The organism is Glycomyces sp. NRRL B-16210 (assembly GCF_000719515.1).
Lineage (GTDB): Bacteria > Actinomycetota > Actinomycetes > Mycobacteriales > Micromonosporaceae > Glycomyces.
In genome coordinates, this window is record NZ_JOGR01000001.1 from 480,968 (window position 1) to 503,902 (window position 22,935).

The window sequence follows — 22,935 nt, forward strand, 5'->3', positions numbered from 1 at the left end:
CGCTGTCGCCCGAATGCGCTGTCACTCGGGCCCGCCTTGACCGGGCGTCGCTCCGCACGGCGCCCGCGGGTGTGCGGCGGGTGTGAGGCCGACTACCGGTTACCCTGGTCCCATGCGACAAACGGTGCTGGTGGTCGACTTCGGGGCCCAATACGCGCAGCTCATCGCGCGGCGTGTGCGCGAGGCCAACGTCTATTCGGAGATCGTGCCCTCTTCGATGTCCGCGGCGGAGATGCTCGCGAAGGAGCCGGCCGCGATCATCCTGTCGGGCGGTCCTTCGAGCGTGTACGCCGAGGGGGCCCCGCAGGTGGAGGCGGCCTTGTTCGAGGCGGGGGTGCCGGTGCTCGGCATCTGCTACGGCTTCCAGGCGATGGCCCGGGCCTTGGGCGGGACGGTCTCGCGGACCGGCCTGTCCGAGTACGGCGGCACCGAGCTGGACGTGCTGTGTCCCTCGAAGCTCCTGGAAGGCCTTCCTGAGCACCAGTCGGTGTGGATGAGCCACGGCGATTCGGTGACCGAGGCCCCGGCGGGCTTCGACGTGGTCGCCTCGACCGCGGGAGCGCCGGTCGCGGCGTTCGAGAATCTCCAGTCGCGTCTGGCGGGCGTGCAGTACCACCCCGAGGTGGCGCACACGCCGCACGGCCAGGCGGTGATCCGGCACTTCCTGCACGAGATCGCCGGGATCAAGCCGAACTGGACGAATTCGGCGATCATCGACGAGCAGGTCGCGGCGATCCGCGAGCAGGTGGGGGACCGGCGGGTGCTGTGCGCGCTCTCGGGCGGCGTGGACTCCTCGGTGGCGGCGGCGCTGGTGCACCGCGCCATCGGCGACCAGCTCACCTGCGTGTTCGTCGACCACGGGCTCTTGCGCGCGGGCGAGGCCGAGCAGGTCGAGAAGGACTACGCGCAGTTGACCGGCATCGACGTGCGCTGCGTGGACGTCTCGGAGCAGTTCCTGACCGCGCTCAAGGGCGTGACGGACCCCGAGGAGAAGCGCAAGATCATCGGCCGGGAGTTCATCCGGACGTTCGAGGCCGCCGCGCGTGAGATCGCCGAGGAGCAGGGCATCGACTTCCTGGTCCAGGGCACGTTGTACCCGGACGTGGTCGAGTCCGGCGGCGGCACGGGCACGGCGAACATCAAGAGCCACCACAATGTGGGCGGGCTGCCCGACGACCTCCAGTTCGCGCTCATCGAGCCGCTGCGGACGCTGTTCAAGGACGAGGTGCGCGCGATCGGGCTCGAATTGGGCCTGCCGGAGTCGATGGTGTGGCGCCACCCGTTCCCGGGCCCGGGCCTGGGCATCCGCATCGTCGGGGAGGTCACGCGCGAGCGTCTCGACCTGCTCAAGGCCGCCGACGCGATCGCCCGCGCCGAGCTGACGGCCGCGGGGCTCGACCGCTCGGTGTGGCAGTTCCCGGTGGTGCTGCTGGCGGAGGTGCGCTCGGTGGGCGTGCAGGGGGACGGGCGCACGTACGGGCATCCGATCGTGCTGCGACCGGTGTCGTCGGAGGACGCGATGACCGCCGACTGGTCGCGCCTGCCGTACGAGCTGCTGGCGAAGATCTCCACGCGCATCACCAACGAGGTCGCCGACGTCAACCGCGTGGTGCTCGATGTGACCAGCAAGCCGCCGGGCACGATCGAATGGGAATAGGGATCGAATAAACACGCCGTACAGTTGAGGGATGCAATTCCGGATAGCTGCGTACGGGGAGGTACGTGACGAGAGCGGCCGGGTCCTGCTGACGCGCAGGAAGCGGGCGGGCCGCGAACCGGGCCCCTGGCACCTGCCCGGCGGGCTCATCGACCACGGCGAGCCGCCGAAGCGGGCCGCGGAGCGGCTGGTCGCCGAGCACACCGGTTTCGAGGTGGTCGTCGGATCGCCGCTGGAGGCGGTGGCCGTGGCCAGGCGCGGGGTCCACACGAACGCGATCATCTACGCCGCCGACGTCAAGGACGGCCCGGGCGCGGGCGAGACCGCCGAATGGGTCGACCCCGAGCGGGCGGCGGCCGAGTCGCACTCGCCGTTCGTCTCGGCGTGCCTGGGTCTGGCCGACGAGCGTCTGGCAGGGAGGGTCGAGAAGGCCCCGCAGGAGACCCGCCCGGTCCCGCCGGCGAAGGCGAAGAAGGGCCGCAGGCGGCGGGGGCAGCGCTTCGGCGCGTACGGGGTGGTCGCCGACGGCGACGGCCGGGTCCTGCTCGCCCGGATCGCCGAGGGCTACCCCGGCGGCGGCACGTGGCACCTGCCCGGCGGCGGGGTCGACTTCGGGGAGTCGCCGCGGGCGGCGGTGGCCCGCGAGATCTACGAGGAGACCGGCCAGGACGCCCTGGTCGGCGACCTGCTGAACGTGACGTCGTTCCGGCACCGGCGGGCGATCGGCCCGGAGGGCTACCCGCTGGACTGGCACGGGGTGCGCGCGATCTACTCGGCGACGGTCCCGGACCCGTCGCTGGCGCAGGTGGTCGAGGCGGCGGGCGGCTCCACGAGCGAGTCGCGCTGGTGGGCGGCGGCGGCGCTCGACGACCTGCCGCTGTCGGCGGCCGTCGAGGACGCCCTCCAAGTGGTGGACCTGAAGAACCTCTCCGCGCAGGCCTAGGGCGTGTTCGGGAATCCCGGGCGCTATCCGGCCCGCTTGCCCGCTCGCCGTGTTTTCGGCCTCGCCGATACGACCCCGGTATCGGGAGAGCCCTCCCTCAGTTCCAGCGGGCGATGACCGTCTCGCCGGCGCGCACGGCCTCGCCCGGTACGACCGAGGCTTCGGCGGCGCCGGCGGGCAGGTACACGTCGGTGCGGGAGCCGAACCTGATGAGGCCGTACCGCTCGCCCTTGGCGAGGGCCGCTCCGGGCTTGGTGCGGTTGACGATGCGGCGCAGGACCGCGCCGGTGCGCTGGGCGACGACCACGCGCCCGCGCGGGGTCGCCAGGACGGTGTAGCAGGCGGCGTTGTGCTCGGCCTCGGGCGCGCTGACCTTCGCGTAGCCGCCCTTCTCGGTGAACACGTCCACGACCTCGCCGGCGACGGGGGCGCGGTTGATGTGCACGTCGGTGACCGACAGGTGCGCGGCGATCCGCAGCCATTCGGCGCCGGCGGTGCCGGTCGCGGCCCCGAACCGCTCGTCCACGACCGTCTCGACGGCCATGATGCGCCCGTCGGAGGCGGCCAGGACCACTTCGGGTTCGTCGTCCTCGCCGCGCAGGTCGGCGTCGCGCTGCGGGTCGCGGAAGAACGCGGCCACGGGCGCGGCCGCCAGCGCGGGCACGATCCACGCCTTCGAGGAGGGGCGGAGGCGCTTGGCGGTCCAGGCGGCGCCCAGGAGGAGCCCGGCGGCGATGACGCCGTTGGAGTCGAGGTGCAGGTTCGGGGTGAGGGCCACCGACGAGGCCCGCCAGGCGGGGGCGAGGTCTTCGGCGGGGGCGATCGCGCGCGGCCCGCCCTCGTGCTCGGCCGCGGACCCGATGCGGAGCTTGTGGATGCGCACCGGCGGGAGCGAGCGGAGGATCAGGTCGGTGCCGATGCCGTAGTCGGCCACGAGTTCGGCGATCTCCTCGCGGGCGGGGGCGGTGAGGGTCGCGGCGAAGGAGAGGACGCCGCCGGGCGCGACCTTCTCGCGCAGGAGTGCGATGTCGTCGATGAAGGCCTCGGCCTCGACGGTGACGGGGGCGGCGAGCATGACCTCTTCGGCGGGCTCGGCCTCGGCCAGCGAGGCGACGGCGGTGACGTTCCCGGCCGTCCAGGAGCCCTCGGCGGCCAGCGACCCGCGGAGGTCCTCAATGGAGGCGGAATCGGCGACGACGGTGAGCCGGTCGGCCGGCATGAGCGCTTCGAGCGCGGCGGTCAGCACCGGGTGGCCCCAGGTCGCGCCCACGACCAGGCCGGTCTTCGGGCCCCTCCGGCGAGCGAATTCGTCGGTGATGCCGCGAGCGGCGGCTTTCGAGATCGGCATATCCCCGACTATAGAGCGCCGTCCGGGGCGGCCCGGTCCGCGCTCGCGTGTTGCGGCGTCGAGCGAAAGACGGTCTTGCCCCGTTTCGTCCTCGTACTTTCGGAGGGTTCTCCACATCGTTCGGTCGAGTGGCCGCGCCGCCGCGCGGGGTCCTCTCGTTTCCCCTCTTGTCAGGCGGCTCACGCTGACCCCACACACCTCAAGTCCGCTCCCAGGAGGACCGAAACACGATGAGACTCAAGACGTTCCGCACTCCGATCGCCGCGACCGCGGCGCTCGCCGCCGTCCTCGCGGGCGGCCCCGCCTCCGCGCAGGAGCCGGCCGCGCCGGTCACCGGCGACATCGTCACCTCGCCGGGCCTGGAACTGCGCGGCGAGTTCGACGGCGACCGGTACGACGTGTGGGCCAACGTCCTCGGCCTCAAGCCCCACGGCTCCGAGGAGACCCTGGTGGTCTACTGCATCGACATCCGCACGCCGCTCGACATCGAGCACCCGTACGCCGAAGGCGACTGGGAGGAGTCGGGGGTCGCGAACCTCGAGCAGGTCCGCTGGGTCCTGTTCAACGGCTACCCGAACCTCGGCGCCGCCTCGCTCATCGAGGCCGCCGGGGCCGAGGTGAACGCCGGCTGGAGCGACAAGCGGACCGCCGAGGTCGCCTACGCGGGGACGCAGGCCGCCGTGTGGCACTTCACCGACGGCTGGGACCTGTTGTCCGACAACCCGGTCAAGGGCGGCAACAACGGCGAGGACGAGGCCGTGCTCGCGATCTACGAGCACCTCACCGACGAGCCCGGGCGCGTGCCCGACCCGTCGGAGTTCGTCCTCGACCTCGAAGGCGCCGACGAGGCGACCTACGTGGACGGGCGCTTCGGGCCGTACACGATCCGCTCCAACGCCGGAGCGGTCGCGCTCGGCGCCGAGGGCGCGAGCCTGGAGACCGAGGGCGGCGACGCGGCCGAGTCCCTTGAGGACGGCGAGGAGTTCTGGATCGTCCTCGACGAGGGCAGCAGCGAGGTCACCGTCTCCGCCACCGCGGGCTACGACCTGCCGGTCGGGCGGGTCTTCCTCGCCACCACCGACGAGTCGCTCTCGGGCGACGCGGTCAACCCGGTCCGCGCCGGCGGCTCCCAGAAGCTCATCCTCGCCGAGCCGCGCGAAGGCGAACTGCCCGCCGAATGGCGCTTCGCGCTGGAGGCGCCGCCGACCGAGCGGCCCACCGAGTCCGGCCCGGCCGCCCAGCTGCCGACCACCGGATCGAGCCTGGCCGTGGCCTTCGCCGCGGGGCTCGCCCTCCTCATCGGAGGCCTGACCGCCATGGTCTTCACCAAGCGGCGCAGCGGCGCCCACTAGACCCGACGGACGCGGGCGGGCCCGACAGGGCCGCCCGCTGCCGCGGGAGCGTCCCGAACCACTTCGACCGGTTCGGATCCGGGCGCGCTCCAGCGGTTCCACACATCGCCCGGCGCATGGTGCGGCCGGGACCGGGGAGAGGCGATCAGCCCCGGTCCCGGCCACTCGTGTCCCACGGGAGTCCGATCGTCACAGTCCGCGATGTACGGCGGCGTCCGATATCGAATCGTTATATAGGCGCAGTTCATAGCGACTGCGCCTTTTCCGTTGCGCCGCACGGAAAATCCAGATCACAACCGAAGTGCGCCCCTGTTGCAACCTGCGGGCTGCCGCTAACGTGTCGGAAGAAGATTCAAAGCGACAATCCCTCGGATCAGCAAGGGGACTTCACAGCATGATGACCAAAGCCCTGAAAGGGTCGCTGGCCGCTGCCGCGGGCCTGGCGCTCGCCCTCAGCGGGGCGGCCGTAGGCCACGCCCAAGACGACGACGGAGGCGCCCACACCTCGGCCTCCGGCTCCGTCAGCACCAGCACGGGGATCCAGCTCCGCGGACACGTCGGCACCACCGCCCGGAGCCCGCACGCCTCCCTGATCAGCCTCGACCTGGGCGACGGCGAATCGCGCACCGTGTACTGCATCCAGTTCAACGTGCCGCTCCAGGACGCCTACACCCACGAAGAGCGCGCCTGGGAGGACGTGCCGGTCGAGCAGCTCCCGCTCGTGCTCGGCGTCCTCGTCAACGGCTTCAACGGCTCCAACGCCGCCGAGCTCCTCACCGCCGCCGAAGCCGACGGCGAAGACCTCGAGAGCTACACCGCCGAGCAGGTCGCCTACGCGGGCACGCAGTCCGCGATCTGGTCCCTGACCGACGGCTGGACGCTCAACCCGAACACCGGCGAAGGCAGCACCTTCGGCGGCCCCGGCGTCGACAACGCCGTCACCGCGATCCAGGACTACCTGCTCGCCGAGTCCGAGCCGATCGACGAGCCCGACTTCGCGCCCTACTTCGAGGTCGACGAGTCCGAAGCGGCCGTCGAAGGCACCAAGGTCGGCCCCTACACGGTCCAGACCAACCTCGACGAGCTCTCCTTCACCCAGCCCGACAACGCGACCGTCGTCGACGAGAACGGCGTCGAGCTCACCTCCTTCACCGACGGCCAGACCTTCTACGTCATCCTCGACGAGGAGGCCACCACCTCGGTGACCCTGGAGACCGACACCTACACCTGGACCACCCCGGCCGGACGCACCTTCGTCCCCGTCACCGACAGCGGTGAGAACGTCGAAGGCCAGCGCCTCATCCTCGCCGAGGAGTACCCCAGCACCTACACCCCGGACTTCGACCTCGAGATCACCATCGAGGAAGTCCCCTCCGAGTCGCCCAAGCCGCAGCTGCCGGTCACCGGCGCCAGCCTGACCATGGTCGCCTCCGTCGGCGGCGCGGTCCTGCTCGCCGGCGTCGGCGCGATGGTGCTCATGCGCCGCCGCGCCGCCCGCGCAGACTGGGGCTCGGACGCTTAACGACAAGCGAACACCGCGATAACCGCCACACGCCCGCTGGTCACACCGGCGGGCGTGTGGCATACTTGCCCCGTGACGCAGAGCGCGCGATTTTACTTTTACTACGGCCGGAACCGTCCGAGCCGTAGGTCGTCGCGCTGAACACAGACCTACAGGCCCCGGGCGAACAGCCCGGGGCCTTTTGCACGCCCAGGGCCACCGCCCGGAGTTCGATCCGCATCGTTCTGAGGAGAAGCCCTGATGACCACCACCACGACCGAGGTCGCGACCGAAGAGCTCGGCGAGCTGCGCCAGGAGATCGACGGCCTCGACGCCGAGATCATCCGGCTGTGGCGCCGGCGCGCCGAAGTCTCCAAGCGCATCGGCGAGATCCGCATGGCCAACGGCGGCACCCGCCTGGTCCTCGACCGCGAACGCGCCATCCTCGACAAGTACCGCGAAGCCCTCGGCGAGGACGGCACCCAGATCGCGATGCTCATCCTCCGCTCCGGCCGCGGCCCGCTCTAGCAGGCGCCGAGCGCCGTCGAGGCCCGGGCGGGCCGCCTGAGCGAGAACCACTGCGCGCCCGCTCGGCCCGCAAGCGTCGCCGAGTGCGGCCGGCCCCGTCGGATTTCCGCTCAGACGGCCCCGCCGGGCGGGGCCGCGCCGGAGGATGTCGTACCCGGCGCGGCATAATTGGGACCCTATGAATGACGCAGCGCAGGCACTACTGACCGGTCTCAACGAACCGCAGCGGCAAGCCGTCGAGCACGCCGGATCCCCGCTGCTCATCGTCGCGGGCGCGGGCTCGGGCAAGACCCGCGTCCTCACCCACCGCATCGCCTACCTCCTGGCCGAACGCGGCGCCCACCCCGGCGAGATCCTCGCCATCACCTTCACCAACAAGGCCGCCGCCGAGATGCGCGAGCGCGTCGACGAACTCATCGGCCCGCGCTCGCGGGCCATGTGGGTCCTCACCTTCCACTCCGCGTGCCTGCGGATCCTCCGCCGCGAGGCCCACCGGCTCGGCTGGAAGTCCAGCTTCACGATCTACGACACCGACGACGCCCGCCGGCTGCTCACCCAGATCGTCAAAGACCTCGGCCTCGACTCCAAGAAGCACTCCCCGCGCTGGCTCGCCGCCGAGATCTCCCGGCTCAAGAACGAGCTCATCGGCCCCGACCAGGCCGCCGCGAGCGCCGACGACGCCCGCACCCGCCTCGTCGCCGACGTGTACGGCCAGTACGACGAGCGGCTGCGCCTCGCGCAGGCGGTCGACTTCGACGACATCATCGGCGCCACCGTGCACCTGTTCCGCAGCTTCCCCGAGGTCGCCAAGTCCTACCGGCTCCGGTTCCGCCACGTCATGGTCGACGAGTACCAGGACACCAACCACGCCCAGTACACGCTGGTGCGCGAACTGGTGGGCACCGGCGACGACAAGGCCGAGCTGTGCGTGGTCGGCGACGCCGACCAGTCCATCTACGCCTTCCGCGGCGCGACCATCCGCAACATCATCGAGTTCGAGCGCGACTTCCCCGACGCGAAGACGATCCTCCTGGAGCAGAACTACCGCTCGACGCAGACGATCCTCGACGCCGCCAACGGGGTCATCCGCAACAACACCGAGCGCGGCCGCGAGAAGCGGCTGTGGAGCGACGAGGGCCCCGGCTCGGCGATCCTCGGCCACGCCGGCGACAACGAGCACGACGAGGCCGCGTGGGTCGCGAACCGGATCGACGAACTCGTCGACGCCGGGGACACGAGCTTCGGCGACAGCGCGATCTTCTACCGCACCAACGCCCAGTCCCGCGCGTTCGAAGAGGTGTTCGTGCGCCGCGGCATCCCCTACAAGGTCGTCGGCGGCGTGCGCTTCTACGAGCGCAAGGAGGTGCGCGACATGCTCGCCTACCTCAAGCTCACCGCGAACCCCGACGACACGGTCTCGGCGATGCGCGTGGTCAACGTCCCCAAGCGGGGCGTGGGGGACCGGGCGGTGGCCGAGATCGAGGCGCTCGCGGCGCGGCTGCGGATCTCCTTCCCCGCCGCGCTCCACCGCGTCGACGAGGCCCCCGGGGTCTCGGGGCGGGCGCGCACCGGCATCAAGCGGTTCTGCGAGATCGTCGACGCCGCAACCGAACTCGCCGCCTCGGCGCCGCCGGAGGAAGTGCTCGACAAGCTCATCGCCGACACCGGCTACCTCGAAGGGCTCGAGCAGTCCAGCGACCCCAGGGACGAGGGCCGGGTCGAGAACCTCCAGGAGCTCGTCGCCGTCGCCCACGAGTTCACCGAGCAGGTGGTGCGCGGCACGACCGAGGACGACGAGGCGGACCTCAACGCCGACGTGCCGTCCTTCCTAGAGCACGTGGCGCTCGTCTCCGACGCCGACTCGATCCCCGACCCCGAGGCCGAGGAGGGCGGGGTCGTCACGCTCATGACCCTGCACACCGCGAAGGGCCTGGAGTTCGACACGGTGTTCCTCACCGGCCTCGACGACGGCCTGTTCCCGCACGAGCGGTCCATGAACAAGCCGGGGGACCTGGAGGAGGAGCGGCGGCTCGCGTACGTCGGGCTCACCCGCGCCCGCAAGCACCTGCACCTGACGCGGGCCGGGACGCGGAACATCTTCGGGCAGCCGGAGTACTACGCCGCGAGCCGGTTCCTCGCCGAGATCCCCGGCGACCTCGTCAAGTGGTCCGAGTCGGCGCCGCCGGCGCGCGTGGTGAAGTCGAAGTCGCCCGCGTTCGGGCAGCCGATCGTCATGCGCAATGCCGCCGACATCCCCTCGCTCGACGTGGGCGACCGGGTCACCCACGACAAGTGGGGCCTCGGGCGCGTGGTCGAACTCAAAGGCTCCGGGCCGAGGGCCCAGGCCCGGATCGACTTCGGCGACGGCGAGCCCAAATGGGTGATCCTGCGCCTGGCGCCGGTCAGCAAGCTCTAACGCAGGTCGAGCCCGGCCTCCGCCAGGTAGTGCAGGGGCTCGACCGGCCGTCCGTCCACGTGCACCTCGAAGTGGACGTGGGAGCCGAAGGAGAAGCCGGTGTTCCCCGCGCGCGAGATCTGCTCGCCCGCGTCCACGTACTGGCCCGGCTGCACGAGCACCTCGGAGTTGTGGGCGTAGTAGGTCTCCACGCCCTCGCCGTGGTCGATGATCACGAGGTTCCCGAAGCCCGACTCCCAGCCGGCGTGCTTGACCGTGCCCGGGTAGGAGGCGTAGACCGGGTCGCCGGTGGCGGCGTCGAAGTCGACGCCGTTGTGGTTGCGGCCCCAGCGCTCCCCGAACAGGGAGGTGATGGTGATGTGGTCGAGCATCGGGGTCCACTCGATCTGCGGGGCCTGGACTGAGACCGGCGAGGTCCGCTCGGTCCGCACCGGCTCGGGGGGCGCCTCGGTCGCGGCCGAGGCCGGCGCCGCGTTCGCGGCCGGGGCCTCGACGGCGGTGACGGTCTCAGGGGCGCTCGACTCGGCGGCGAGCGCGGCGATGTCGGCGACCGCCTGGGACTCGGCGGCGGGGCCCTCCTCGGAGGGGAGCCCGGCGGCCGTGGCCATGGCGACGATGGACGCCCCGGCGACCGCCGAGCCGACCACCGCGCTGTAGCGGCGCTGCGATCCGGAGAGGATCGGCGCGAGCTCGGCCGCCCACGAGGCGCGGTGCTGGCCCCTCGTGCGGTGCGGCCGGTTGGCGTGGCGCCTGATCGTATAGGCGCCGACCGGTCCGGTGTCGGACAAGCTTTCCTCCCGCTTGACGGAGCCTGCGGGTCATCGAAGCGCCCCGCCCGGTCGGCGGGCCGTCGACGCGCTCAGGCCGTGGCTGCGCCCATCGGACGGGGTCGCGGGGCCGGGCCGCTGAGCGGCGGGGCTCCGGGGGGCCGACCGTGAGCTTGGCAACCGGGACACCGTAACGCCGCTTGCGCCGGACGGGCGAGATTCGTCACCGCCCGGCGTGTTGCGACAATCAGGGCATTTCGGGAGGGTAGTGCTCAGGCGTTCTCAAGCGCCTCTTTGGATTCGGTGAAGAGCCGGACGATCTCGGGGCGGACCTCGGCGCGCTCGGACAGCGGCGCGGCCCACCGGACGCGCAGGGGCACTTCAGTGCCGTCAACGAGGGCCGCGAAGTCGGCGCCCTCGCCGTCGAAGCCGGTCATGCGCGCCGACTCGGCCGCGCGCTGACCGCCCGCGCCCTGGCAGATGACGAGCGTGTCGGCGGCGTGGTCGGTGTTCATGTGGTGGCAGATCGCGGCGACGACCTTGGGCGCGAACGGGTTCTTGCCGAGACCGGCGGCGAGGCCGCCGATCATCGCGCCGTTGTGGTCGTAGGCGAGGAGGACCTCGTCGATGAGGCGCAGCCGCTCGTCCTCGGGCAGGTCGACCGCGTCGAGCCGGGCCCGGTACTCCTCTTTGAAGGCCTTGGGGCTGGCGATCCCCTCGAAGGAGTAGAAGGCCGCGCCGCGGTCCTCGAAGCCGTAGTTGCGCTTGGCGGCCTTGCCGAACGCCTGCCCGCCGGACAGGTCGCCGAGGTAGCGGGTGTAGGCGTGGGCGATGTAGCCGCCGGGCCAGTCGGCCGCGACCTCGTTGATGCGGTCCACATAGGCGCGGGTCTCGGGAAGCGGCTCGATCCCCGAACGCCACTTGGGGCCCATGAGGAACGCGAGGTCGGCCTCGATGGCGCCCAGGCGCGCGAGCTCGTCGAACACGAACGGCCCGGCCACCGGGTCGGCGGCGAAGCGCGCCCCGGCCGCCTCGATCGCCGCGTAGACGAAGTACTGCTGGGCGTGCCAGCGGGTGTAGTCGTCGACGCTGAGCGAGCCGTCGAAGAGCCGGTCGAACACGCCGGGGGTCTTCTCGGCGGCCTCCTCGGCCGAGGGGTCGAGCCCCTGGTGGCGCGACCACGAGGCCTCGCGGATCCGGGCCGAGAACGGCCGATTCCCGGTGTGCGCCGGGTCGTTCACGGCGGCGGTGTCAGCAGGCATGGGCGGGTTCCCTCTCGAAACGGCGGACCAGGGCAGGGGTAAGGCAAGCCTAACCTATAGGAGCGACCGAGGCCACGCCGACGAATTCCCGACCCGTGAGCGGGCGCTCCGGGCCCATCGGAGAGAATGGTGCGAGCCGCACCCGCCGGTACGGCCGAACCAGAAAGAGCGCGAGAATCACGGTCGCAAGCCTTCCCTACTGCGAGCCGACTGTGGCACCATGGGCTCCTGGTCCCCTTGACAGCACATACTCACACCTCACGGGAGGCCTCGTGAATCCGGTCAGACTACTCAAGAAGCTTGGCTCTGCCATCGCTGTGGGCCTCATCGCTCTCGGGCTGATCGCCGGTACCGCTGCCGCCGCCAACGCCGGAGGCTCCGGTGAGATCGCCCGTGCGGGCGGCGGATCCGGTGAGATCGCGTCGGTCGACTCGGGCGGCGGATCCGGTGAGATCGCCTCCGGCGACGACTCGGGCAGCTCCGGTGAGATCGCCGACGACACCGACGGCGGCTCCGGTGAGATCGCCGACGACATCGACGGCGGCTCCGGCGAGATCGCGGGCGGATCCGGTGAGATCGCTCGTGTGACCGGCGGCTCGGGCGAGATCGCCTGACGCAGCCCTCGAACGTGGACCAGGCATGCCGGTGAGCCGGGAGCAGCACGAGACGCTCTTTCGCGTCATGCCCCCGGTCGTCACCGGCCTCGTCTACGCCATCGGCCTCGGCGGCCTCGTCCTGTACGGCCCGCCGGACACCTTCCCCGCGGTGCAGCTGCTGCTGTTCGTGGCGGCCTTCGCGATGGCGCAGGGCCTGCTCGTCCAGCACCACGCCCGCGGGATGCGGATCTCGTTCAACCTCACCGACATCCCGCTGGTCATCGCGCTGTTCTTCCTGCCGCCGTTCTGGGTCGTGGCCACCAAGTGCCTCGCCTCGCTGCTGTTCTACGCCGGCCGCTACGTGCGCGAGGACATCGGGCTGCTCAAGCCGCTGTTCAACGCGGGGCTGACGACCGGCGGCACCGCGGTCGCGGTGTTCTACGTGCAGTACATGGGACTCGGCGCGGCGGCCGACCCGCGGACCTGGCTGGTCCTGGTGTCGGCCATCATCATCACCGGGCTGTTCACCACGGTGTTCATCTCGCTGATGCTGTACTTCATGTCCGGTTGGGACAGCGTCGTCAAGGCCTGGATCGGGTTCACGCTCACCTTGATCGGCCCGGTCCTCGCCGGCTGCGTCGGCGTCATGTTCCTGGTGCTGCTCGACGCCACGATCTGGGCGTCGCTGCTCATCGGCTTCGTCGTCGTCGCGTTCGTCTACCTCGCGCGCAGCTACATGGCGCTGCGCCGCCAGCGGCAGGTCCTGCGCGAGCTCAACGACTTCACCCAGCTCGTGGTCGACTCGGTGCGCTCCAAGCGGCTCATCGACGCCATGCTCGGGCGCCTGCGGGACATCCTCTCGGCCGAATCGGCCACGGTGTGGGTGCCGCCCTCGGGCCGCTACCCGCAGATCCGGCTCACCTCCGCGCTCGACGACGCCGGGCTCACCGACCTCGACCCGATCCCCGACGCGCTCCAGCGGGGCGTCATGGAATCGGGCAAGGGCGTGCTGCTGAGCCCCAAGAACGGCACCAAGGCCCAGAAGGAGACCCTGGAGGCCGCGGGCCTGCGCGGGGCGATGCTCGTGCCGCTGCGCTCGGGCGACGAGGTCTACGGGTGCCTGTCGGTCGCCGACCGCATCGGCGGTGAGCTCTCCCACTTCGTGCCGGTCGACCTGCAACTGCTGGAGACCATCGCCGCGAACGTCGGCATCGCGGTGCAGAACGAGCGGCTGCTCGACCAGCTGCGCTATGACGCCTACCACGATCCGCTCACCGGGCTCCCGAGCCGCAGGCGCTCGCTCGCCGCCCTCCAGGAGGCCCTGTCGATCACCGTGACCGGCGAGGTCGTCGCCGTGCTCATGTTCGATGTGGACTCGCTGCACGAGATCAACGACGCGCTCGGCCACGAGGCCGGGGACACCGCCCTGCTGGAGTTCGCCGGGCGGCTGAAGGCCCACGCGCCCGCCGGCTCGTTCATCGGCCGCATCGACTCCGACGAGTTCATCCTCCAGACCCGCCTGGCCTCGACCGAGGCCGCGGTGGAGACCGCCCGGCGCCTGCGCACCGAACTCCAGGGGCCCTTCGAGGTCGGCGGGGTCGCGGTGAGCCTCTCGGCCGCCGTGGGCGTGGTCACCCACCCCGACTTCGCCGCCGACGCCGACGAGCTGCTCAAGCGCGCCGACGGGGCGACCCGGCAGGCCAAGCACGCCGCCGACGGCGTGCAGCTGTACCACTCCGGGCTCGAATCGGAGAGCCTGCGGCGCATCGGCCTCGCCGCCGACCTGCGCCAGGCGCTCGACCGGGGTCGGCTCGAAGTGCACTTCCAGCCGAAGGTCCGCCTCGACCGCGCCCTCAGCGCCCCCGGGGCCGTCGTCGGCGCCGAGGCCCTCGTCCGCTGGCCCCACCCCACGTTCGGGCTCGTCGCCCCCGAGGAGTTCATCCCCATCGCGGCCTCGACCGGGCAGCTGGGGCAGCTCACCGAGACCGTGCTCGACGAGGCGCTGCGCCGCTCCGCCGAATGGGCGGGGGAGGACGGGCCGCTGCCGATGGCGGTCAACCTGTCCCCGCGCACCCTCGCGGACGCCGACTTCCCCGACAAGGTCGCCTCGCTGCTGGAGCGCCACGGCGTCCCGGCCGAGCGGTTGACCTTCGAGATCACCGAGGACGACGTGGTCTCGGCCGAGCCGCGCCTGACCCCGGCGCTCGACCGGCTCCACGCGATGGGCGTGCGGCTGTCGGTCGACGACTTCGGCACCGGGTACTCCTCGCTGGCGTACCTGCGGCGCCTGCCGGTCCAGGAGATCAAGATCGACCTGCGCTTCGTGCAGGGCATGGCCACCGACGCCGACGACCGCGCGATCGTGGAGGCCGTGCTGGGCCTGGCCCGGCACTTCGCCATCGACGTCGTGGCCGAGGGCATCGAGGCCCACCAGACCGTCGAGGAGCTGCGGGAGCTGGAGTGCGAGGCCGGCCAGGGCTACTACTTCTCGCGCCCGCTGCCGCCCGACCGGTTCGCCGCGTGGCTCGACGGCCAGGGCGGCGGCAGCGGCCGCAGCCGCCTGCGGGTGGTCTGAGGAGGCGCTGTGGCGCGCACCGCAAGCCGGGCCCCGGGTCGGCCGCACGGCCGCGATCATGTAGTCTTGTCAAGGCCGCGCGGGATACCGGGCGATCGCCCCAATAGCTCAGTCGGTAGAGCGTCTCCATGGTAAGGAGAAGGTCTGCGGTTCGATTCCGCATTGGGGCTCGGAAGCACTTCAAACCGGATTCGGTCGAGTGCTGTACTGCTCACCCGGTAATTTCCGCTCACACAGGGTGGCAGTGAGCGCACGGCGGTGTAGCTCAGTGGTAGAGCAAACGACTCATAATCGTTGTGTCGGCAGTTCGATCCTGCCCATCGCTACTTTTGTAAAGCGTCGACCACCGAGGTATGCTGGTCGACGCTTTTGTTTTGTTCGGAGAACGGGCCGACCGGCCGGTTCGGGTTAGAGGAAGGCACTCATCGTGGCCAAGGCTACCGACGTCCGCCCCAAGATCACCATGGCGTGCGTGGAGTGCAAGGAGCGCAACTACATCACGAAGAAGAACCGGCGGAACAACCCCGACCGGCTCGAGCTCAAGAAGTACTGCCGCCGCTGCAAGACCTCGCAGGTCCACAAAGAGACCCGCTAGTCTTCCCGCCCGGCACATGCTCAACGCTTCGTATGTGGGCCGGTCCTTGCCGACCACCGCGCCGGTGACGATCACCGACGAGTCGGTGACGCGTTTCGCCCAGTCCCTCGGACTGGCCGCCGCGCACCCCGACGGCACGCACGCGTCGCAGGCGGTGCTGCCCCCCACGTACCTGATCTCGCTCACGCTGCCCGCGGCGGACCCGCTCATCGAGGACCCCGAATTCGGGCTCGACTTCAGCCGGGTGCTCCACCGCGAGCAGCGTTTCGCGTACCACCGCGAGCTGACCGCCGGCGCCCAGGTCTCGTGCACCGTGACGGTCGAGTCGATCAAGACCGTGGCCGGGAACGACCTCCTCTCGCTGCACACCGCCGTGGAAGACGGCCTGGGCCTCGCGGCCGAGGTGTGGACCACCCTGTTCGTGGCGGGAGACCCCGCATGAGCCTCGGCGACCTCGCCTCCGACGCGACCGTGTTCACCGCGGCGTTCCACGTGGAGCGGACCGATCTGGCCGCCTACGCCGAGGCCTCCGGCGACCGCAACCCGATCCACCTCGACGAGGCCGCGGCGAAGGCCGCCGGGCTCCCCGACGTCATCGCCCACGGCATGTACACGATGGGCCTGGTCTCCCGGGCCGTCCTCGAATGGCTCGCCGCCTCCGGGACCGACGCGCGGATCACCGCCTTCTCCGCCCGCTTCGCCAAGCCCGTGGTCGTGCCCGCCTCCGGCGGCGCCGACGTCGAGGTCGAGGCGAAGGTGCGCAAGGCCGGCGCGGACGCGGCCGAACTGGCGATCACCGTCACCAGCGGCGGCGAGCGCGTCCTGGCCCCGGCCCGCGTGACCCTCACCGCGTACTAGACCGCAACGGAACGCGGCGCGGGCCCGAGGCCCGCGCCGCTTTCGCGTCGTCCACAGCCTGTGGATAACCCGTAGTCGTAGAAGCCCTTGCCGCTCTTGCGGCCGATCGCGCCCGAGGCGACCATCCGGCGCAGCAGCGCCGGCGGGAAGAACTTCGGGTCGGCGGTGTCCTCGTAGATGTTCTCGGTCGCGTGCGTGATCACGTCGATCCCGGTGAGGTCGGCGGTCGCGAGCGGCCCCATCGGGTGGCCGAACCCGAGCTTGCAGGCCGTGTCGAGGTCCTCGGCCGAGATCACGCCGTCCTCCACGAGCCGCGCGGCCTCGTTGACGAACGCGCAGATGAGCCGCGTGGTCGCGAAGCCGGCCACGTCCCGGTTGACGACCACGCAGGTCTTCCCGGCGGCCTCGGCGAACGCCCGGGCCCGCTCCAGTGCCTCGTCGCTGGTGTGGAGGCCGCGGACGAGCTCGCACAGGGCCATCATCGGCACCGGCGAGAAGAAGTGGGTGCCGACCACGCGCTCGGGACGCGTCGCGGCGGCGGCGATCTCGGTGATCGGGATCGCCGAGGTGTTCGTGGCGAGCACCGTCTCGGGCGAGCAGATCGCCGAGAGTTTCCGGAAGACCTCCTGCTTCACCGCGAGGCGCTCGAAGACCGCCTCCACGGCGATCGCGGCGCCGCCGGCCGCTTCGAGATCGGTGGACACCGCGATCCGGGCCCGCGCGGCCTCGGCCTCCTCGGCGCCCACCTTCCCTTTGGCGACGAAGCGCTCCAGCGAGTGCCCGATCGCCGCCTGCGCGCGCTCCAGAGCGCCCGCGTCCGTGTCGATCAACGTGACGTCGGCGCCGCCGAGGCTTGTGACCTGTGCGATGCCCGAACCCATGAGTCCCGAACCGATTACCGCGACTTGTGTCATGGGGGGAGGCTATATGGTCGGGAGCATGACGGTCAATCTCACCAGGATCTACACCAAGACGGGCGACGACGGCACGACCGGGCTCGCCGACTTCTCCCGGGTCCCCAAGACCCATGTGCGGCTCGCCGCCTACGGCGACGCGGACGAGGTGAACGCCGGGATCGGCGCGGCCCTGGCGCTCCACACCGGCGAGATCGGCGAACGGGAGGCGGCGATCCTCCTGGCGGTCCAGAACGACCTGTTCGACGTCGGCGCCGACCTCTCGACCCCGGTCGCCGAGGACCCCAAGTACCCGCCGTTGCGCATCGACGAGTCCTATGTGGTGCGACTCGAGGGCTGGATCGACGAGTGCAACGCCGACCTGGAGAACCTGCGCTCGTTCATCCTGCGCGGCGGCACGCCCGGCGCGGCGCTGCTGCACCAGGCCTGCACGGTCGCGCGGCGGGCCGAGCGCTCGGTGTGGGCGCTGCTCGACGCCGAGCCCGAGACCACCCACGCGGTGCCGGTGACCTATCTCAACCGGCTCTCGGACCTCTTGTTCGTGCTGGCGCGCAAGGCGAACCCGGACGGCGACGTGCTGTGGAGGCCCGGGGCCTCGAAGGAGTAGACGCCCGCCGCTGCGACGCGTTGTGAAATCGTTACGGCCCCCAGTGGGGCCCCGTGCTTGACGAGAACGGTCACACGGGCCAGGATATGAACGGTAACATGCATGATCGCAAATATCGAAAACCCTCATATCCCCGCGATTTCGAAAGGCGACACCCCACGTGCTCAAGAAAACCCTCGCCGGCATCGGCGCCGGCGCACTCCTGTTCGGCCTCTCCGCCTGCGGCGGGGGTGACGACGGCGACGGCGGCGACGGCCTCATCGTCGGCTTCGCCCAGGTCGGCGCCGAATCCGCCTGGCGCACCGCCAACACCGACTCCGTGAAGGCCGCCGCCGAAGCCGACGACCGCATCGCCGAACTCAAGTTCGTCGACGGCCAGCAGGAGCAGGACCGCCAGATCGAGGCCGTCCGCAACTTCATCACCCAGCAGGTCGACGTCATCGTGCTCGCCCCCGTGGTCGAGACCGGCTGGACCGACGTGCTCCAGGAGGCCGAGGACGCCGGCATCCCGGTCGTGCTCGCCGACCGCGGCGTCGAAGCGGCCGACGAGGACCTCTACGTCACGCGATTGGGCTCCGACTTCACCGAAGAGGGCCGCAAGGCCGGGCAGTGGACGGTCGAGACCTTCGCCGACGACGCCGACGGCACCCGCATCCTCGAACTCCAGGGCACCACCGGCTCGGCCCCGGCCAACGACCGCAAGACCGGGTTCTTCGAGGTCCTCGACGCCGAAGGCCTCGACTACGAGCTCGTCGACTCCCAGTCGGGCGACTTCACCGCCGAGAACGGCAAGTCCGTCATGGAGACCTTCGTGACCACCCACGGCCTCGACGGGATCGACCTGCTCTACGCCCACAACGACGAGATGGGCCTCGGCGCGATCCAGGCGATCGAGGAGGCCGGCTTCGAGCCGGGCGTGGACATCCAGATCATCATCGTCGACGGCTCCGCGGCCGGGTTCCAGGCCGGCGTCGACGGCAAGCTCAACTACATCGTCGAATGCAACCCCGCCTTCGGCGCGCAGCTCATGGACGTGGTGGTGCAGGTCGAGGCCGGCGAGTCGGTCGAGAAGTTCACCCCGGTCGAGGAAGGCGTCTTCACCGCCGACCAGTTCGAGGCCGAACTGCCCAACCGCCAGTTCTGACGGGCCCGCAACAGGTCCGGGCGGGCCGCACGGCCCGCCCGGACGCTCCGCATCCCCAGAGCCGCACCGACGCCGGTGCGCAGAAGCGAAGGTCGAAACCCATGCCCGACATCGTCCAGATGACCGGGATCAGGAAGGACTTCACCGGTGTGCGCGCCCTCGACGGCGTGGACTTCACCCTCAAGGCGGGCGAGATCCACGCGGTCATGGGGGAGAACGGCGCCGGGAAGTCCACCCTGATCAAAGTCCTCACGGGCGTCCACGCCCCCGACGCCGGCCGCATCCTCCTCGACGGGCGGCCGGTCCGGTTCCACAGCCCGGCCGGGGCCCAGGCGGCCGGGATCTCCACGGTCTACCAGGAGGTCAACCTCACCGACAACCTCTCGGTCGCCGAGAACCTCTTCGCCGGCCGCGAGCCGCGCCTCGGACCGTTCATCAACTTCAGGGCCATGCGCCGCAAGGCGAAGGCGCTCCTGGACGACATCGGCATCGACCTCAACGTGGCCGCGCCCCTGTCCTCGTACTCCATCGCCATGCAGCAGCTCGTCGCCATCAGCCGCGCGGTCGACATCAAGGCGAAGGTCCTCATCCTCGACGAGCCGACCTCCTCGCTCGACCGCGACGAGGTCGCCGTGCTCCTCGGCGTCATGCGCCGCCTCGCCGCCGAAGGGGTCGCGATGGTGTTCATCTCGCACTTCCTCGACCAGGTCTACGAGATCGCCGACCGGATGACGGTGCTGCGCAACGGGAGGCTCATCGGCTCCTGGGACACCGCCGACCTCGGCGAGAACGCCCTCATCGGACACATGCTCGGGCGCGAGGCCGCCGAACTCGAGCAGATCGAACGCGTCGCCGCCGCCCACCACGTCGAGGACGAGACGCCGCTGGCCGAGGCGAAGGGCCTGGGCCGCAAGGGCTCCATCGCCCCGTTCGACCTCGCGATCCGCCGCGGCGAGGTCGTCGGCCTCGCCGGGCTCCTCGGCTCGGGCCGCACCGAGACCGCCCGGCTCCTCGCCGGAGCCGACCGGGCCGACGCCGGCACGCTCGAATTCGACGGCAAGCGCCTCACCGGGCACAACCCGCGCACCGCCGCCGCCCGAGGCATCGCGTTCTGCCCCGAGAACCGCAAGACCGAAGGGCTCGTCGGCGACCTCACCGTCGGCGAGAACATGATCCTCGCGATGCAGGCCGCCCGCGGCTGGGCCCGCTCCGTGCCGCCGGCCCGGCGCGAACGGCTCGTCGCCGAGTTCATCGCCAAGCTCGGCATCCGCCCGGCCGACCCCGACATGCCCGTCAAGAACCTCTCGGGCGGCAACCAGCAGAAGGTGCTCCTGGCCCGCTGGCTGCTCATCGAACCGCGGCTGCTCATCCTCGACGAGCCCACCAGGGGCATCGACGTCGGCGCGAAGGCCGACATCCAGCGGCTCGTCGCCGAGCTCTCGGCCGAGGGCATGTCGGTCCTGTTCGTCTCCGCCGAACTCGACGAGGTCACGCGGCTGTCCGACCGGATCGCGGTCCTGCGCGACCGCGAGCTCATCGACGTGCTCGAAACCGAGTCCGAGCGGACGCACGAACGCATCGTGGACACCATCGTCGCAAGGGGCGGCCATGAGTAGCAACGGAAACGGCGGGCGCGCGGCCCTCACCGCGGGCCTCGCGCGCGTGCGCCGAAGCGCCTACCTCAAGCGCCTCATGTGGCCGCTGCTGGTGCTCGCCGCGCTCATCGTCGTCAACATCGCCGTCACCGGCTTCGACTTCATCCTCCCGAGCGTCAACGACGGGCGCCTCGGCGGCGCCTTCGTCAACATCCTGCGCCGCTCCGCGCCGCTGCTGCTCATCGCGCTCGGGATGACGCTCGTCATCGCCACCAAGGGGATCGACCTGTCGGTCGGCGCCGTCTACGCCATCGGCGCGGCCCTGGCCTGCCAGATGATCATGGAGTCGGGGAACCAGTCCTCGCTCGGGCTCGTCCTCACCGCCGTCGCGCTCGCCCTCGCCGTCACCGCCCTCATCGGGGCCTGGAACGGGGTCATGGTGGCGCGCTTCGGCATCCAGCCGATCGTCGCCACGCTCATCTTCATGATCGCCGGGCGCGGCATCGCGCAGCTCATCACCGGCGGCCAGATCCCGACCGTGGACGGCTCCAGCCCCTACACCCGGCTCGGGCGCGGCGCGATCCTCACCGTCCCGGTGCCGATCGTCATCGCCGTCGCGGTGCTCGTCCTGCTCGCTTTGCTCACGCGGCGCACCGCCCTGGGGATGCTCCTCGAATCGGTCGGCGGCAACCCCGAGGCCTCGCGCCTGGCCGGCATCCGCTCCAAGGGGATCACCGTCCTCGCCTACCTCGTGTGCGGCCTGTGCGCCGGACTCGCGGGCCTCATCGGCTCCGCGAACCTCGCCAGCGCCGACGCCAACAACGGCGGACTGTGGATCGAACTGGACGCGATCCTCGCCGTCGTCATCGGCGGGACCTCGCTGCTCGGCGGCCGGTTCTTCCTGCTGGGCACCACCGTCGGCGTGGCGATCATCGGCACGCTCGACGACACCATCATCAACGTGGGCCTGTCCAGCCAGTGGCAGTTCACGGCCAAGGCCCTCGTGGTCTTCGCCGTCGCGCTCCTCCAGAGCGCGCGGTTCCGGGCCTGGATCCTGGGGCCGTTCACCCGCGGGCCGTCCGCCGAGGCCCCACCGGAGACCGATGAACCGAAGGAGGTCGCGGCGCCATGAGCACCGTGCAGCTGACCGAGCGCCCGGCGCGCTCGACCCTCTTCGACGGCCTGTCGCGGTACCTGCCGATCAGCGTGACCGTGGCGCTGCTGGTCGCGCTCTACCTCGGCGGCGTCGCCAACTACCCGAACTTCGGCAACAGCCAGGTGGTAGCGAAGCTCTTCATCGACAACGCCCCGCTCCTGGTGATCGCAGTGGGGATGACCTTCGTGATCCTCTCGGGCGGGATCGACCTGTCGGTGGGCTCGGTGATGGCCTTCTCGACCATGGCGTGCGCGTGGCTGACCGTGGACGCCGGGATCGCCGCGCCCGTGGCGCTGGTGCTCGTGCTCGCGTTCGGGACCGGCTGGGGGCTGTTCATCGGGGCGGTGATCCACCGCTTCGAGGTGCAGCCGTTCATCGCGACCTTGGTGGGGCTCTTCCTGTTCCGGGGCCTGACGCTCCAGATCTCCGACACCGACGTGTCGATGCGCGAGATCGGGTTCTTCCAGTGGGGCATGACCCATGTGGACTTCGGGAACGTGCGCGAGGGCGGGTTCTGGCTGCCGTACCTGTCGTTCGTGGCGATCGCGGTGGTGATCATCGCGTTCGCGGTGCTGCACTACACGCGGTTCGGCCGCAGCGTCTACGCCGTGGGCGGGTCGGAGTCCTCGGCGCTGCTCATGGGGCTGGCGGTGGCGCGCACGAAGATCGGCGTCTACGCGGTGTCGGGGTTCTGCGCGGCCCTGGCGGGGGTGCTGGCGGCGTTCGCGACCAAGAGCGCGAACCCGCTGGCGAACGTCGGCGCCGAGCTCGACGCGATCGCGGCGGTGGTCATCGGCGGGACGCTGCTGACCGGCGGGGCCGGGTTCGTGCTCGGGACCCTCGCGGGGGTCCTGGTGTGGGGCCTGCTGAACACGCTCATCGCCTTCCAGGGGAACCTGTCCTCGTGGTGGGCGCGGATCGCCATGGGCGTGCTGCTGCTCGCGTTCATCCTGTTGCAGCGGGTCCTGGCGCGGTCGGGGGAGAAGCGCCGGGCGTAGTCGCACGTCAGAGGGCCGCTCACCGTTCGGTGAGCGGCCCTCGTCATATCCGGGTTGGCGGAGCACTTCGACAAGATGTAGCATGAGTGCTATCAATCGACAGACCATTGCAACGGAGATGCA

20 protein-coding genes and 2 tRNA genes are annotated in these 22,935 nt (G+C 70.9%); 18 read left to right on the forward strand and 4 right to left on the reverse strand.

Translation table 11 applies throughout. The annotated features are described in order from the left end of the window. Positions 1-112 precede the first annotated feature (112 nt). Complete coding sequence (gene guaA / locus IF12_RS0102200) at positions 113-1,657, forward strand: glutamine-hydrolyzing GMP synthase (RefSeq protein ID WP_030144632.1); 1,545 nt, start codon at positions 113-115, stop codon at positions 1,655-1,657. A gap of 31 nt (positions 1,658-1,688) precedes the next feature. After that, positions 1,689-2,600, forward strand: a complete 912-nt coding sequence (locus tag IF12_RS0102205; protein ID WP_051703856.1) for an NUDIX hydrolase — start codon at positions 1,689-1,691, stop codon at positions 2,598-2,600. Between the two features lie 97 nt (positions 2,601-2,697). Here IF12_RS0102205 and IF12_RS0102210 read toward each other — a convergent pair whose 3' ends face one another. Continuing rightward, positions 2,698-3,948 carry a phosphatidylserine decarboxylase gene (locus tag IF12_RS0102210; RefSeq protein WP_051703857.1) on the reverse strand — a complete coding sequence of 417 codons (1,251 nt, stop codon included), beginning with the start codon at positions 3,946-3,948 and terminating at the stop codon, positions 2,698-2,700. Positions 3,949-4,178: 230 nt separating this feature from the next. Between IF12_RS0102210 and IF12_RS0102215 the strand changes: the two genes are divergently transcribed. The 4 genes from IF12_RS0102215 to pcrA all read left to right on the forward strand — a co-directional run bounded on the left by IF12_RS0102215 (position 4,179) and on the right by pcrA (position 9,745). Then, positions 4,179-5,300 carry a thioester domain-containing protein gene (locus IF12_RS0102215; protein ID WP_030144635.1) on the forward strand — a complete coding sequence of 374 codons (1,122 nt, stop codon included), beginning with the start codon at positions 4,179-4,181 and terminating at the stop codon, positions 5,298-5,300. 394 nt (positions 5,301-5,694) lie between these two features. Beyond that, entirely contained in the window at positions 5,695-6,822 is a 1,128-nt protein-coding gene (locus IF12_RS0102220) for a Cys-Gln thioester bond-forming surface protein (protein ID WP_030144636.1), read from the forward strand. 240 nt (positions 6,823-7,062) lie between these two features. Then, on the forward strand, positions 7,063-7,329 hold the full coding sequence (locus IF12_RS0102225) for a chorismate mutase (RefSeq protein WP_035748033.1): 267 nt from the start codon (positions 7,063-7,065) through the stop codon (positions 7,327-7,329). A gap of 145 nt (positions 7,330-7,474) precedes the next feature. Next, on the forward strand, positions 7,475-9,745 hold the full coding sequence (gene pcrA, locus IF12_RS0102230; protein ID WP_081912952.1) for a DNA helicase PcrA: 2,271 nt from the start codon (positions 7,475-7,477) through the stop codon (positions 9,743-9,745). Here pcrA and IF12_RS23660 read toward each other — a convergent pair. After that, positions 9,742-10,533, reverse strand: a complete 792-nt coding sequence (locus IF12_RS23660) for a M23 family metallopeptidase (protein ID WP_051703858.1) — start codon at positions 10,531-10,533, stop codon at positions 9,742-9,744. The genes pcrA and IF12_RS23660 overlap by 4 nt on opposite strands. 251 nt (positions 10,534-10,784) lie before the next feature. Further along, positions 10,785-11,774 (reverse strand): biliverdin-producing heme oxygenase, encoded by a 990-nt coding sequence (locus tag IF12_RS0102240; RefSeq protein WP_081912954.1) that lies wholly within the window; start codon positions 11,772-11,774, stop codon positions 10,785-10,787. 317 nt (positions 11,775-12,091) lie between these two features. Between IF12_RS0102240 and IF12_RS0102245 the strand changes: the two genes are divergently transcribed. From IF12_RS0102245 to IF12_RS0102275, 7 genes are all read left to right on the forward strand, one after another. Continuing rightward, complete coding sequence (locus IF12_RS0102245) at positions 12,092-12,388, forward strand: hypothetical protein (protein ID WP_030144641.1); 297 nt, start codon at positions 12,092-12,094, stop codon at positions 12,386-12,388. Between the two features lie 25 nt (positions 12,389-12,413). Beyond that, positions 12,414-14,945: a bifunctional diguanylate cyclase/phosphodiesterase gene (locus IF12_RS0102250; RefSeq protein WP_051703859.1), complete on the forward strand. Its 2,532-nt coding sequence runs from the start codon at positions 12,414-12,416 to the stop codon at positions 14,943-14,945. Positions 14,946-15,042: 97 nt separating this feature from the next. After that, positions 15,043-15,115: transfer RNA gene (locus tag IF12_RS0102255), tRNA-Thr, on the forward strand. Between the two features lie 84 nt (positions 15,116-15,199). Beyond that, positions 15,200-15,271, forward strand: a tRNA-Met gene (locus IF12_RS0102260). A gap of 98 nt (positions 15,272-15,369) precedes the next feature. Then, positions 15,370-15,540, forward strand: coding sequence for a 50S ribosomal protein L33 (gene rpmG, locus IF12_RS0102265; protein WP_030144643.1), 171 nt, complete (start codon positions 15,370-15,372; stop codon positions 15,538-15,540). 16 nt (positions 15,541-15,556) lie between these two features. After that, positions 15,557-15,982, forward strand: a complete 426-nt coding sequence (locus IF12_RS0102270) for a MaoC family dehydratase N-terminal domain-containing protein (protein WP_051703860.1) — start codon at positions 15,557-15,559, stop codon at positions 15,980-15,982. Continuing rightward, positions 15,979-16,398 (forward strand): MaoC/PaaZ C-terminal domain-containing protein, encoded by a 420-nt coding sequence (locus tag IF12_RS0102275; RefSeq protein WP_030144645.1) that lies wholly within the window; start codon positions 15,979-15,981, stop codon positions 16,396-16,398. Before IF12_RS0102270 ends, IF12_RS0102275 begins: the two co-directional genes overlap by 4 nt. On the opposite strand, the gene IF12_RS0102280 is transcribed toward IF12_RS0102275, so the two are convergent. Further along, the gene (locus IF12_RS0102280; protein ID WP_081912957.1) at positions 16,395-17,312 is read right to left on the reverse strand and encodes a 3-hydroxyacyl-CoA dehydrogenase family protein; all 918 of its coding nucleotides are present in this window, start codon (positions 17,310-17,312) and stop codon (positions 16,395-16,397) included. The genes IF12_RS0102275 and IF12_RS0102280 overlap by 4 nt on opposite strands. 25 nt (positions 17,313-17,337) lie before the next feature. On the opposite strand from IF12_RS0102280, the gene IF12_RS0102285 reads away from it, so the two are divergent. The 5 genes from IF12_RS0102285 to IF12_RS0102305 all read left to right on the forward strand — a co-directional run bounded on the left by IF12_RS0102285 (position 17,338) and on the right by IF12_RS0102305 (position 22,812). Continuing rightward, on the forward strand, positions 17,338-17,919 hold the full coding sequence (locus tag IF12_RS0102285) for a cob(I)yrinic acid a,c-diamide adenosyltransferase (RefSeq protein ID WP_030144647.1): 582 nt from the start codon (positions 17,338-17,340) through the stop codon (positions 17,917-17,919). Positions 17,920-18,079: 160 nt separating this feature from the next. Next, positions 18,080-19,063, forward strand: a complete 984-nt coding sequence (locus IF12_RS0102290) for an ABC transporter substrate-binding protein (RefSeq protein ID WP_030144648.1) — start codon at positions 18,080-18,082, stop codon at positions 19,061-19,063. 101 nt (positions 19,064-19,164) lie between these two features. After that, entirely contained in the window at positions 19,165-20,679 is a 1,515-nt protein-coding gene (locus IF12_RS0102295; protein ID WP_030144649.1) for a sugar ABC transporter ATP-binding protein, read from the forward strand. Further along, on the forward strand, positions 20,672-21,790 hold the full coding sequence (locus tag IF12_RS0102300; RefSeq protein WP_081912960.1) for an ABC transporter permease: 1,119 nt from the start codon (positions 20,672-20,674) through the stop codon (positions 21,788-21,790). The genes IF12_RS0102295 and IF12_RS0102300 overlap by 8 nt, the downstream gene beginning before the upstream one ends. Further along, a complete protein-coding gene (locus tag IF12_RS0102305) occupies positions 21,787-22,812 on the forward strand; it encodes a hypothetical protein (RefSeq protein WP_030144651.1) in 1,026 nt (341 codons plus the stop codon). The genes IF12_RS0102300 and IF12_RS0102305 overlap by 4 nt, the downstream gene beginning before the upstream one ends. The last annotated feature ends 123 nt before the right edge of the window (positions 22,813-22,935 follow it).

Excerpts from the sequence above, each read along its gene's own strand:
- guaA (WP_030144632.1), top strand. The coding sequence starts at position 113 with ATGCGACAAACGGTGCTGGTGGTCGACTTCGGGGCCCAATACGCGCAG.
- IF12_RS0102205 (WP_051703856.1), top strand. The coding sequence starts at position 1,689 with ATGCAATTCCGGATAGCTGCGTACGGGGAGGTACGTGACGAGAGCGGC.
- IF12_RS0102210 (WP_051703857.1), bottom strand. The coding sequence starts at position 3,948 with ATGCCGATCTCGAAAGCCGCCGCTCGCGGCATCACCGACGAATTCGCT.
- IF12_RS0102215 (WP_030144635.1), top strand. The coding sequence starts at position 4,179 with ATGAGACTCAAGACGTTCCGCACTCCGATCGCCGCGACCGCGGCGCTC.
- IF12_RS0102220 (WP_030144636.1), top strand. The coding sequence starts at position 5,695 with ATGATGACCAAAGCCCTGAAAGGGTCGCTGGCCGCTGCCGCGGGCCTG.
- IF12_RS0102225 (WP_035748033.1), top strand. The coding sequence starts at position 7,063 with ATGACCACCACCACGACCGAGGTCGCGACCGAAGAGCTCGGCGAGCTG.
- pcrA (WP_081912952.1), top strand. The coding sequence starts at position 7,475 with ATGTCGTACCCGGCGCGGCATAATTGGGACCCTATGAATGACGCAGCG.
- IF12_RS0102240 (WP_081912954.1), bottom strand. The coding sequence starts at position 11,774 with ATGCCTGCTGACACCGCCGCCGTGAACGACCCGGCGCACACCGGGAAT.
- IF12_RS0102250 (WP_051703859.1), top strand. The coding sequence starts at position 12,414 with ATGCCGGTGAGCCGGGAGCAGCACGAGACGCTCTTTCGCGTCATGCCC.
- IF12_RS0102270 (WP_051703860.1), top strand. The coding sequence starts at position 15,557 with ATGCTCAACGCTTCGTATGTGGGCCGGTCCTTGCCGACCACCGCGCCG.
- IF12_RS0102275 (WP_030144645.1), top strand. The coding sequence starts at position 15,979 with ATGAGCCTCGGCGACCTCGCCTCCGACGCGACCGTGTTCACCGCGGCG.
- IF12_RS0102280 (WP_081912957.1), bottom strand. The coding sequence starts at position 17,312 with ATGACACAAGTCGCGGTAATCGGTTCGGGACTCATGGGTTCGGGCATC.
- IF12_RS0102285 (WP_030144647.1), top strand. The coding sequence starts at position 17,338 with ATGACGGTCAATCTCACCAGGATCTACACCAAGACGGGCGACGACGGC.
- IF12_RS0102295 (WP_030144649.1), top strand. The coding sequence starts at position 19,165 with ATGCCCGACATCGTCCAGATGACCGGGATCAGGAAGGACTTCACCGGT.
- IF12_RS0102300 (WP_081912960.1), top strand. The coding sequence starts at position 20,672 with ATGAGTAGCAACGGAAACGGCGGGCGCGCGGCCCTCACCGCGGGCCTC.
- IF12_RS0102305 (WP_030144651.1), top strand. The coding sequence starts at position 21,787 with ATGAGCACCGTGCAGCTGACCGAGCGCCCGGCGCGCTCGACCCTCTTC.